At 43.4% G+C, this 11838-nt stretch carries 13 protein-coding genes and 1 pseudogene; 7 read left to right on the top strand and 7 right to left on the bottom strand.

Going from position 1 to position 11838, the window contains the following annotated elements:
* Window positions 1-1318, bottom strand: a 1318-nt coding sequence (gdhA, locus tag B4J23_RS02495; protein ID WP_291358665.1) for an NADP-specific glutamate dehydrogenase, incomplete at its 3' end; no start/stop codon positions are given.
* Between the two features lie 347 nt (window positions 1319-1665).
* Between gdhA and B4J23_RS02490 the strand changes: the two genes are divergently transcribed.
* Both B4J23_RS02490 and nth read left to right on the top strand, forming a co-directional pair.
* Window positions 1666-2457 carry an RnfABCDGE type electron transport complex subunit B gene (locus B4J23_RS02490; RefSeq protein ID WP_125278711.1) on the top strand — a complete coding sequence of 264 codons (792 nt, stop codon included), beginning with the start codon at window positions 1666-1668 and terminating at the stop codon, window positions 2455-2457.
* 4 nt (window positions 2458-2461) lie between these two features.
* Window positions 2462-3175 carry an endonuclease III gene (nth, locus tag B4J23_RS02485; RefSeq protein ID WP_125278712.1) on the top strand — a complete coding sequence of 238 codons (714 nt, stop codon included), beginning with the start codon at window positions 2462-2464 and terminating at the stop codon, window positions 3173-3175.
* 35 nt (window positions 3176-3210) lie between these two features.
* Here nth and B4J23_RS02480 read toward each other — a convergent pair whose 3' ends face one another.
* From B4J23_RS02480 to B4J23_RS02465, 4 genes are all read right to left on the bottom strand, one after another.
* Complete coding sequence (locus tag B4J23_RS02480; protein ID WP_034170490.1) at window positions 3211-3420, bottom strand: hypothetical protein; 210 nt, start codon at window positions 3418-3420, stop codon at window positions 3211-3213.
* Between the two features lie 82 nt (window positions 3421-3502).
* The gene (gene adk / locus B4J23_RS02475) at window positions 3503-4162 is read right to left on the bottom strand and encodes an adenylate kinase (protein ID WP_125278713.1); all 660 of its coding nucleotides are present in this window, start codon (window positions 4160-4162) and stop codon (window positions 3503-3505) included.
* Between the two features lie 82 nt (window positions 4163-4244).
* Window positions 4245-5561, bottom strand: a complete 1317-nt coding sequence (locus B4J23_RS02470; protein WP_034170491.1) for a membrane protein — start codon at window positions 5559-5561, stop codon at window positions 4245-4247.
* A 65-nt stretch (window positions 5562-5626) separates the two neighbouring features.
* Window positions 5627-6145 (bottom strand): hypothetical protein, encoded by a 519-nt coding sequence (locus B4J23_RS02465; RefSeq protein ID WP_125278714.1) that lies wholly within the window; start codon window positions 6143-6145, stop codon window positions 5627-5629.
* A gap of 234 nt (window positions 6146-6379) precedes the next feature.
* On the opposite strand from B4J23_RS02465, the gene mrdA reads away from it, so the two are divergent.
* Both mrdA and rsmD read left to right on the top strand, forming a co-directional pair.
* Window positions 6380-8422, top strand: a complete 2043-nt coding sequence (gene mrdA / locus B4J23_RS02460; protein WP_125278715.1) for a penicillin-binding protein 2 — start codon at window positions 6380-6382, stop codon at window positions 8420-8422.
* A 3-nt stretch (window positions 8423-8425) separates the two neighbouring features.
* The gene (gene rsmD, locus B4J23_RS02455; protein WP_125278716.1) at window positions 8426-8983 is read left to right on the top strand and encodes a 16S rRNA (guanine(966)-N(2))-methyltransferase RsmD; all 558 of its coding nucleotides are present in this window, start codon (window positions 8426-8428) and stop codon (window positions 8981-8983) included.
* Window positions 8984-9057: 74 nt separating this feature from the next.
* Here the strand turns inward: rsmD and B4J23_RS02450 are convergent, their stop codons facing one another.
* Window positions 9058-9264, bottom strand: coding sequence for a hypothetical protein (locus tag B4J23_RS02450; RefSeq protein WP_004782913.1), 207 nt, complete (start codon window positions 9262-9264; stop codon window positions 9058-9060).
* Window positions 9265-9508: 244 nt separating this feature from the next.
* Between B4J23_RS02450 and B4J23_RS02445 the strand changes: the two genes are divergently transcribed.
* The 3 genes from B4J23_RS02445 (at window position 9509) to B4J23_RS02435 (ending at window position 11560) form a co-directional block, all read left to right on the top strand.
* Window positions 9509-10258: a sulfite exporter TauE/SafE family protein gene (locus B4J23_RS02445; protein WP_125278717.1), complete on the top strand. Its 750-nt coding sequence runs from the start codon at window positions 9509-9511 to the stop codon at window positions 10256-10258.
* Between the two features lie 84 nt (window positions 10259-10342).
* Complete coding sequence (locus B4J23_RS02440) at window positions 10343-11104, top strand: 3-oxoacyl-ACP reductase (protein ID WP_125278718.1); 762 nt, start codon at window positions 10343-10345, stop codon at window positions 11102-11104.
* 132 nt (window positions 11105-11236) lie between these two features.
* Window positions 11237-11560: a hypothetical protein gene (locus B4J23_RS02435; RefSeq protein WP_125278719.1), complete on the top strand. Its 324-nt coding sequence runs from the start codon at window positions 11237-11239 to the stop codon at window positions 11558-11560.
* Window positions 11561-11624: 64 nt separating this feature from the next.
* Here the strand turns inward: B4J23_RS02435 and B4J23_RS02430 are convergent.
* A pseudogene (locus B4J23_RS02430) lies at window positions 11625-11838 on the bottom strand (acyltransferase); the annotation flags it as partial.

The following is an 11838-nucleotide window of genomic DNA, read 5'->3' as shown; positions in this document are numbered from 1 at the left end:
CATCAGCAACTTTTACGAAGCCCGCAATGTTTGCACCGTCAACATAGTTCACAGTACCGTCTTCTTTAGTACCGTATTTCACACAGTTGCGGTGAATTTCTTTCATGATCGCATGCAGACGTTCGTCAACTTCTTCGAAAGTCCAGCCTAAACGCAATGCGTTTTGAGACATTTCAAGACCAGAAGTTGCTACACCACCGGCGTTAGATGCTTTACCTGGAGCATAAAGGATTTTCGCTTCAACGAATTTCTCAACTGCTTCAAGTGTAGAAGGCATGTTCGCGCCTTCAGCAACACAAATTACGCCGTTTGCAAGAAGCGCTGCTGCATCATTCGCATCAAGTTCGTTTTGAGTCGCACATGGAAGCGCGATATCACATTTGATACCCCAAGGACGTTGACCTTCAAGGTATTCAAAACCGTGTTTAGATGCAAATTCAGAGATACGGCCACGTTTAATGTTTTTCAGTTCCATCACTTCAGCAAGAAGCTCTTCAGTGAAACCGTCTTTAACGTGAACAGTACCCGCAGAGTCAGATAGAGAAACAACTTTAGCACCCAGGAACATTGCTTTTTCAGCAGCGTACTGGGCAACGTTACCAGAACCAGAGATTGTTACCACTTTATCTTTGAAGCTTTCGCCACGAGTTTTCAGCATCTCTTCAGCGAAATACACTGTACCGTAACCAGTTGCTTCTGGACGAGCCAGAGAACCACCGAAAGTCAGGCCTTTACCAGTGAATACACATGAAGTGTCATTGCTGAGTTTTTTCATCATACCAGCCATGTAACCAACTTCACGGCCACCCACACCGATATCACCCGCTGGGATATCTGTATTAGAACCAAGATGACGATAAAGCTCGATGATTAACGCTTGGCAGAAACGCATGATTTCGCCTTCTGATTTGCCTTTAGGGTCAAAATCAGAACCGCCTTTACCACCACCCATAGGCAATGTAGTCAGGGCATTTTTGAAAGTTTGCTCGAAACCGAGGAATTTCAAAATAGAAAGGTTCACTGACGGGTGGAAACGCATACCACCTTTGAATGGACCAATCGCTGAGTTGTACTGTACGCGGAACGCACGGTTAACCTGTGTTTGACCTTGGTCATCTACCCAAGCAACACGGAACTGGATCGCACGCTCAGGTTCAACTAGACGTTCTAGTAAACCATGTGCTGCGTATTGTGGATTCTTTTCAATGAATGGCCACAAACTGGTCATCACTTCTTCTACAGCTTGAAGAAATTCGGGTTGATGTGCATCACGTGATTTTACGTAATCTAGGAACTCATTAAGTGTGTTGTATTTCAACGCTTAATCCTCAGCAGAAAATGGATCAAAATTGGTCAAATTTACAATCAATGTTAAATTTTGGCGCAAAATATTAAATATCTTTTGTAACTAATCTACAATACTTTTTTGAAAAATAGTTTAAATTTAATTTGATAACAATTATTTATATTGATTATGAATATTTTTTCTGTGTGCTTAAATGCCAATTGAATCAATGCTTAATTGTTAATTTATGCCTGATAATAATGCACAAAGTGACCTTTAATCGTGCATAACTTAGTTCCTTAAAAACATGTTAAAATTGTTAAATTAACATATTTTGTTTCATTCACTCTAAGGCTCAGCCCGAGCAGCCTAGGTTATTCATGAATTCGCAGATCTCTCTAGTCCAGTCTATTGATGCTTTATTGCCCCAAACCCAGTGCGGTTTATGTGGTCATCGTGATGGCTGCTTGCCCTATGCTCAATCCATTGCTGAGGGCGAAGATGCCAATAAATGTGTACCGGGTGGACAGCCCGTCGCTGATGCTCTGGCAACATTGTTAAATCGTTCTAAACTGCCCGCTGAAGAAAGTGTCTGGCCGATTCAGACGAATGGTCGTCCTCAGCGCATGAAAGCCATCATTCGTGAAGATGAATGTATTGGTTGTACCAAATGCATCAGTGCCTGTCCGGTCGATGCGATTATTGGCTCAGGCAAATTGATGCATACTGTGCTCACTGACCTGTGTACCGGCTGTGAACTCTGCATTCCGCCTTGCCCGGTAGACTGTATTGATCTGGTCGAAGACCTTCAGCCTTTGCCAACTGAATCTCAACGTATTGCTGAACAGGATGACTTGCGCAAACGTTACTACGCGCATATTCAACGCGAAGAAAAACGTCGAATTGACCGTAAGGGACCTGTCGTTCGTGCCGAGATTAATACTGCCCTGTTTGCCCAGTTCTCTGCTCAGGTCGATCAGGTTCCTGTCATTGAAATCGTGAAAAAACCAGCCGATGAAGTAATTACAGTTGATGCCAAAACCACAATTGAACTTGCAAAATTACGCACACAAATCAAAAAGTTAGAAAAACAGCTTTCGGTCCGTGAGGATGTACGCAAACGTCTGCAACTTGAAGAACTAACCCAGCAATTACAGGCTTTACAGGGATAAGATCATGACCACAGCAACAGCTAAACCTGTAAAAAACATGACTAAAAAACAGATTCAAACTTTCTTTGAGCGCCTGCGTGAGCAGCGTCCGAATCCAAAAACTGAATTGAATTATTCAAGTCCATTTGAATTACTGGTTGCAGTGACCCTGTCTGCCCAAGCTACGGATGTGAGCGTGAATAAAGCCACCGATAAACTGTTTCCGGTCGCCAATACACCGGAAGCCATTTATGCACTTGGTGTAGATGGCCTCAAGGAATATATTAAAACGATTGGCCTGTATAACTCCAAAGCTGTGAACGTCATTAAAGCCTGTGAAATGTTAATCAAGAAGCATAACAGTGTGGTACCGGACAATCGTACAGATCTGGAAGCTTTACCGGGTGTAGGACGCAAAACGGCGAATGTGGTGCTAAATACCGCCTTTGGTCAGCCGACCATGGCTGTGGATACGCATATCTTTCGTGTGGGTAACCGTACCGGTTTGGCGGTGGGTAAAAACGTACTGGAGGTCGAGCATCGTCTGGTCAAAGTGATTCCAAAAGAGTTTATTATTGATTCACATCACTGGCTGATTTTACATGGCCGCTATTGCTGCATCGCACGTAAACCGAAGTGTCATGAATGTGTGGTCGCCGATGTCTGTAACTGGCCAGACCGTTTTGAATTTGGCGCAGGTCGCGCAATTCCGGTGAAAAATATTGAAGCTGAACTTTAGGTTCAGCTTTTTTAATTTAAGTACTCGAAAAGTTTTTATTTTTTATTTTGCTCGGCCTGTTCTTGCTTGCGCTTTTGCTCAAGCTCGGCCTGTAATTTGGGATGCAGCTGACGCTCAGGCACCTTACCCGCATTTTCAGCACGTTCTTCCTGACGTACTTTTTTCAGCATCTTGAAGCTCACATAGAACAGCGCAAACAGTACTGCCAGAAATACAATCATCAATCCCAATACAGCAAATTTCACAGCAGATCCTTTTGAACAATACAATAAAAAGAGCCCTAATATGACTTAGGGCTCTTTGAAAGTCAAAACGATCGGAAACCGATTATTTTGTTTGATCCAGAATCGCGAAAAGATCTTTTTGAACTTCTTCGATTGGACGTAGACCATTTAACTTGTCATAAGTCGGTGCATTTTCGCCTGAAGCTGCACGGCCTTGGTAGAAGCCAACCAGCTGTTCAGTTTCTGTGTGGTATGAACCTAAACGGCGACGAATAGTTTCTTCCTGGTCATCTGGACGTTGTACCAGATCTTCACCAGTTTCATCATCTTTACCTTCCACTTTTGGCGGGTTGTAAACGATGTGATAAACGCGACCAGACGCCGGGTGTTGACGACGACCAGATAGACGTTGAACGATTTCTTCATCCGGCACATCAATTTCAATCACATGATCAATTGCAATGCCTTCTTTTTCCAGCGCTTCAGCTTGAGGAATCGTACGTGGGAAACCATCAAAGATGCAGCCATTTGCACAGTCAGGTTGTGCAATACGCTCTTTGACCAGACCAATGATCAATTCATCAGAAACCAAACCGCCATTGTCCATGACGCTTTTAGCTTGTAGACCTAATTCAGTTCCTTCACGAATTGCAGCACGGAGCATATCACCGGTTGAAATTTGTGGGATATTGTAGCGCTTACAGATCAACTGAGCTTGTGTACCTTTACCTGCTCCAGGTGGTCCGAGTAAGATAATGCGCATATATAAACATCCTCATTTTTTAACTATGTATAAGATACCCAGCTTCACACGACCAAAACGTGTGCTGCTCTTTGGCATCTAATTATAAGAAAGCCACAAACAAATGGATTAAACCCGCAACAAAACCGGTAACTCCCCCCAGGACAATCAAGATCCATTCATCTTCCTGAAAGGCAGGACGTAATAGATTCTGAAACTCGTTAGGCGTCAAATCACGTATGCGGTCTCTAAACATTTGGTAGATCTTCTGTGCACGGCTCGCATTAAACGCAGGGTCGCTTACAGGCACCATCGTAATTTCAATCGAGCGATCGATCAAGTCTGTCTTGAGTTTTGCATACTCTTTTGGCCCTAAAGACAACTGTAAAGAGGTCCGAACCAGCGGTGTTTCCATAATTTCGTTAATATGACGTTTGACAATACGGCGGGTTTTATCTTTTTTACCACCATACATCATTTCTGTCATGATCGATTTTAGCGTAATCAGATCTTCTGTGACCACACTTGCAAATACGTCAGAGACTTCCTCCTGACGTTTCATAAATGCGCCTTGTATGTTATAGGTGCCAATTCTTGGAATCACCGGTTTGATCCAAGGGAATCTATGATCGGCTGTACGCTTAAAGAATTGCGGGTATTTGATATAGTGCGGTTCTACCGGATTAAACACCATCCAGATCGCAATCCAGTTGGTCAGGAAGCCCCAGATAGCCGCCCAGAACGGTACGGTCCAGTGCCATGGCACCACAAACCAGACCACCATCTGGAACAGGCCAAAGAACATCCCGATCAGGGCACTGATATGCCAGATAAAGTTGATTTCTTTCTGCCCGACTTTCAGGAACATGCGCACCATTAAACGGCGATCGCCTTCCATTTGACTGACCACCATGTCGCGCATATCGACCAGTGACTCGACGTTCATGGTCAGTTCAGTCACTAATTCTTTTAATACCTGTGGCAGCTGTTTATGAGCTTGGGCATAAATACGGCGCTTGATTGAATAAGGCAAGTTTTCCCATAGCACCGCATTACGATCCATCATGACTTCATCAATCAGATGTTCCAGTTCAAAACCGACCTGTTCCCCGATAATACGTGCCATATCATCCGGATCCATTGCCTGCAAGAACTCCTGAATAGAGCCCAATTTAGACAAGGTATTATCCGTGATAATTCCTGAGATTCTTCCGGCTTTACGCGGCACAATACCTTGCCAGCCAACAGGAACAGGCCCGACATGAAAACCCCAAAAATTAATTGGATAAAACACCATTTTTAGCGCCATCCACACGTGAGCCCATGTTACGAATGCGGTCACCGGGATAATGCTGAGCACTGCCCAAAAATCTGGGCGATTCAAGAAGGCTTGCCACAATTCATTGACGTACTCAAGCATGCATAAATTCCATATTTAATTTTTTGTTCACAGAATACAGGTATTAATAAAGTTGAATATTTTGTCTATAAACCGATACTTAAAGTATAGGAGAATTGTAGTCTGGGTTCAGTTTCGGCTACAACACGACCATTACTGTCCTGTAATTTCTCCCCCGCCCCAATACCGATACTAAAACTGCTGATCCGTTCTGAACTAAGCAAAACATACGCCAGATCAATGCCCCCACCTAAACGGCTTTCGTATTTACCATCAACCTGTTTGCTATCGATATGACCGGCATAAGCCCCTACATAATAACCATTTTTGTCCTTGCCGGTGAGGTGTGCAGGATAACGAAAGCCAACTTGTGCTCCAACTGTACGATCATTGTTGAGAAAAGCACCACCTTTCACATAAGCAATCCCATAAGGATTCACCCATTCAGTGTTTAGATGGATAAGTTTCTGGGTAAAACCGACCCCAACATTAAATGCTTTAGGCTCACGATCCTCAGTTCTGTTTGTCGTATTATTCACTTGATCATGTGCATATACCCCATTTGCAAAGAATGCAAATGCCAACAAAGGGTAAACTTTGTTCATTCCTTCACCATCTTCCTTAATTATAGTTTTTGGTAGAGTCCTATTTTTATTTAATTTTGACTTTATCAGAATTATTAAAACTCTTGTACACAGCACTTTACAATTTTCATGTCTGCAAAGTCAAAGTTTAAACACAGGAATTGCTACAGCCAGTTTTCCATTATCAAATCCCGTACAGTTGCGCTAGAATACTCCACTTTGATTCCTTTCCCTCTGGTCTTAAGTCGATCGCATATGAAGCAGCACTTTCCTTTAAAAAATGCACAACAAGAAAAGCGCATCTATAGCAGTCGGGTCTGGATCTCTGTCGGTATTGTGATTTTCTTTATGCTGCTGCTGGTCAGCCGCTATGCTTATTTGCAAATTTTTAATTTTGAAACCTTCTCTACGGCTTCTGACCAGAACCGTATTCGTCTGCAGCCCTTAGCGCCAGCACGCGGTTATATTTATGATCGTAACGGTATTCTGCTTGCCGACAATTACCCAGTTTTTACAGCGACCTTAAGCCGCGCCGATGTTCAGGATATTGATGATACGCTGAAACGTCTTACACCGATTCTGGAATTAACCGAAGAAGATATTGAACGTTTTCAGGCACGAATCAAGACGGCGCGTAAAACTGAACGCGTGTCGATCAAGCTGAATCTGAATGAAAATGATATTGCCCGTTTTAGTGAGGTGAAATATCTATTTCCGGGCGTCAATATTGAAACGCAGATGACCCGTTACTATCCGCATGGTGAACTTTTCGCGCATGTGATTGGTTATGTCGGCCGTATTAATGACAAAGAACTCAAAGAAATTGATAAGGATCTCTATGCCGGGTCTAACCTGATCGGGAAAATAGGGGTAGAAAAATACTATGAAGATCTCTTACATGGTGTGCCAGGGAATGAGTCGGTAGAAGCTGATGCTTTCGGTAATGTCCTGCGCTACTTAGGCCGTAAAGAGCCGGTACGCGGTAATGATCTGTACTTATCACTAGATTATGGTCTACAAACCATTGCCACTGAACAACTGGCCGGTCGTCGTGGTGCTATTGTCGCGATTGACCCACGTACAGGTGAAATTCTGGCACTGGTTTCCAGTCCAAGTTTTAACCCTAATTTATTTGTCACTGGGATTAGTAGCAAAGATTATTCAGGTCTTCGTGACAGTTTAGATCAACCACTCTATAACCGTGCTGTTCAAGGGGCCTATCCTCCAGGTTCGACCATTAAACCGATGTTTGGCCTGGGTGGCCTTCATTATGGCCTGGTCGATTGGGATACAGCAATTTCCGATCCCGGCTATTTCACACTTCCGGGCGATTCGCATAAATTCCGCGACTGGAAAAAGTCAGGACACGGCGTAGTCAACTTGCATAAATCGCAAGTGGTCTCGTGCGATACCTTCTTCTACATTTTGTCGTTCCGTATGGGCATTGAAAAAATGAACACATGGATGCGCCAGTTTGGCTTTGGTGAAAAAACTGGTGTCGATCTGCCAAGTGAAAGCTCTGGTCTATACCCAAGTCCTGAATGGAAAATGCGTACCCGTAAATCCAAATGGTCACGTGGTGAAACCATTTCGGTGAGTATTGGTCAGGGTGCCTTTACCGCCACACCATTACAGCTCGCCATGGCAACTGCTATTACAGCAAATCAAGGCTCACATGTTACGCCTCACGTACTGCGTGAAAGTAAAGGTGCCAAACCTTTTACAGTACATAATGCCCCTAATGGTAAAATCGACTTTAATGGTCAACCAGATGACTGGATCAAAATGCGTGATGCGATGATCGATGTGGTTCAGTCAGGTACAGGTCGCGGAATCCGCACGCCGATGTATCAAATCGCAGGTAAAACCGGTACGGCACAGGTAAAAAGTATTGCCCAAGGTAAGCGCTATAATGAAGCCCTGCTGACTGAACGCCAGCTGGATCATGGTCTATTTGTTGGTTTTGCACCTGCTGAAGCCCCTGAAATTGCAGTAGTTGTTGTCTGGGAAAATGGCCGACATGGGGGTTCTGCTGCGCAACTGGCTAAACCGTTATTTGACTACTGGTTACTGTCTCGCGATAAAAATCCAATTCACCCTGCCGGCCATCAAATTAGTGGCGGTCTCATGACAGCAGGTATTAAACCGGGTGAATTGCCAAGTGGACCGAATCTGTTAAGTGCAGATCCGAATGCGAGCCCAACCCAAGAAGGCAGTCAGGCGACCCACGCACAGCCAAACAATCCACAACCTGCAACTTCTCGCTCTGCTCCTGCAGCCAATGACGATCAGGAATAATTCATGAAAAATCAACTTAGAATTATTGGTGGTGACTGGAAACGCCGTCAATTGGCTTTTGCCAGTATTGAAGGATTACGTCCTACACCTGACCGTGTGCGTGAAACTTTGTTTAACTGGCTGATGTGGGATGTCCAGAATGCCTGTGTCTTGGATCTGTGTACCGGTTCAGGTGCTTTATCTTTTGAAGCATTATCACGTGGTGCAGCTTCAGTGGTGATGATTGAGCCGGATCGTACTCAGGCACAATTCCTCACACAAAATCTGGAATTACTCAAAGTCACCAAAGCACGTGCGCAACTTAAAATTGCGACAGCACAACAAGCATTAACCAGCCTGAAACAGCAGTTTGATCTGGTCTTTCTAGACCCTCCTTATAGTCTGGATCTATGGGAAACTCTGGCTGCTCAAGCTGATCCACTGATCAAAGAAGATGGTTTTATCTATGTAGAAGCCGATCGTGAACTGAGTACATTGAAGTTACCAAGTTCATGGCGTTTAGTTAAAAATACCAAAGCCGGTACAGTACGCGCAGGGCTGTATCAGAAAAAAGCGGCTTAAGACCTACTTATATTCAATACCCAAATAAAAAAGGACTCCTTAAAGGGATCCTTTTTATAAATGGAAGGTAACGATTAACGATTACGACGCCAGTCCCGATCGCCTCTATCACGTTTCCAGTCACGATGATCTTTATGTTTTTTCCAGTCCTTATCACCACGATCCCGATCATAATGTCCATTACGATCATGATGTCCGCGATAACCTTCATCCCAAGGATCAACCACACAGCCTGTTAGCGCTACTGCCAATACAGATGACAGTAATATCATTTTTTTCATGTTCATCACCTCTATACCGCACTCACTTAGTATCAAGTGATTTCATGAAGAGTACGCGGAGCCATTGTTGCACTCTTGTATGATTTTGTTCATTTTCCATACTTAATTAAAGGATTTGTCTCGGATTTAATAAAAATCATTTATGCATATTTACACTTAGATTCGCATAAATACAGCTAAGGATCTACTTGGTTTTTCTAGCCATATTTTGAATACTACAAACTTTTCCAATACCCTGATTTTTATGACTTGGCTACTCTTTATTCTTGGTGCAATTATCGCAGGATTTGTACAGGGACTTACCGGTTTTGCTTTTGCATTAATTGCCATGTCATTCTGGGTATGGGGATTGAGTCCTCAACTTGCTGCGCCTTTATTGGTTTTTGCCTCGGTGTGGAGTCACCTCATTTCATTATCCAATGAGCCTAGGCTTCCTCATCTGCACCGAACCTTATATCTACCTTATTTAATTGCTGGTCTGATCGGTGTCCCACTCGGCACCTGGTTACTGAATATCGTTGAAGCGAGTACTTTTCGTATTTTGCTTGGTATATTTCTCGTGATCTGGTGTCCACTGATGTTGCTTAATCCACAGATTAAATTGATTCAACATTCAGGTAAAACTGCGGATGCAGGGATTGGTTTGGTTGGCGGCATCTTAGGAGGTTTAGGGGGATTCTGTGGTTCTGTACCCTCTGCGTGGTTAGTGCTAAAGCAACTACCGAAAGAACAGCAGCGCTATATATTGCGTCATTTTAATTTTGCCATACAGGTGTTTACCTTGGCCGCCTATTTACTGCAAGGCACCTTAAATCAGACTCACCTTCCCTATATGGCGGTACTCATTCTAGCTGTAAGTATTCCCGCTATTTTAGGCGCATGTCTGTTTCATCGAATTTCAGAATTACGTTTTAAACAGATTGTCTTAAGCTTGCTCTTCAGCTCGGGCTGCTTTCTCCTGATCAAGGAAGGCATTGACTCATTTGCGCGATAGAGCAGCTCTAAAACCTTACATCACTTTGCTTTCAGCCCTATTGCTGTTATGTTAGCCCGAATGATTCTCAGGCGGATATAAGCAATGCAAATTCGTGATCAAATTGTCCTTGTGACTGGTGGTGCTCGTGGATTGGGACTAGCCATTACCCAGCTCCTGATTCAGGAAGGTGCACGTGTGGTAGTAAATTACCATAGCAGCAAAACCCAAGCTGAAGCTTTGCAAAATCAGTATCCTGATCAGGTCTTTGCCTGTCAGGCAGATGTAACACAAGCTGATCAAGTACAAGCTTTATTCACTGCCAGCAAGGCCCATTTTGGAGAAGCCATCCATTCCGTCATTAATAATGCGCTGGTGCAGTTTGAGTTTAATGGTGATGAGCGACCTAAAGTTGAAGATCTGACCTGGGAAAGCATGGCCCGTCAGTTTAGTGGAGCAGTTCAAGCCTGTTTAAATACGACGCAAGCTGCATTAGAAGATATGAAACAGGCACATTTTGGTCGTATCGTGAATATTGGGACTAACCTGGTTCAAAACCCTGTCGTTCCTTATCATGATTATACGACTGGGAAAGCGGCGCTATTGGCCTTTACCCGAACTACTGCGCAAGACCTGGGTCAGTATGGGATTAACGTGAACATGCTTTCAGGCGGATTACTGCAAACTACAGATGCAAGTAAAGCAACGCCTGACTTTGTCTTTGACCTGATTGCTCAATCCACTCCTTTACGTCGCGTGATTACACCTGAAGAATTTGCGTCTGCTATTCTGATGTTCCTGTCACCTTATTCACGTGCAGTGACAGGTCAAAACCTGATTGTCGATGGCGGACTGGTTAAAGGTTAAAGATCGCCAAGGAAGAATGAGATTCTGAATTTTATTCTTCTATTTTTTGACCAGTTGTTGAATAAAACTACTTTTGCATAGCGCATTTACTTCTACAATAGTGCGCTCCCCATCAAAGTTCATCTATTTTCTATGAAACTCCTAACGGCATTGCTCAGTAGCATGTTACTGGCAGGTTGTATGTCCAATGATCTTAAAAAGTCAGAACAGCTTCTGCGAAACTTCAATTGTGCCAAGATTGATACAGCGCAAATGCCACACAGTAGTATGACGGATTATTATCAACACATGCTATACAGCAGCAAAACCAAGGTCGAATCTTATATTGAGCAATATCATCAAGGAGAAGAGCTTTTTGACCTGCCTTTATATGAAGTGGTAGAACAGCAATACAATCTTTATAAAGATGCCTGCCAGAATCTGGGGGGAATTTTATCTGAAGAGAATCAAAATTAAATTCGGTATTTATATATCGTACAGAAAAGCAGAGTCCATCCCTCTGCTTTTATTTTTCCTGAAATTAAAAATAGCGTTGATCAATACTGAATTTTTCAGGAAATTTAGGTTCAATATTGGCATAGAACGTCATGATCTCAGCCATATCCTGTTCATAATTTCCTGTTGGATAAATGATTTTACCTACGCCCGCTTCTTTTTTTGCATAATCCATATAAGCCAGCGCAATTGGCACACCCGCATTGATCGCCACATGATAAAAACCAGTTTTCCATTGT

The organism is Acinetobacter sp. UBA3025 (assembly GCF_002367915.1).
Taxonomy (GTDB): domain Bacteria; phylum Pseudomonadota; class Gammaproteobacteria; order Pseudomonadales; family Moraxellaceae; genus Acinetobacter.
The sequence above is the reverse complement of the archived record's forward strand: the minus strand, read 5'-3'. Positions and strand labels throughout refer to the sequence as shown.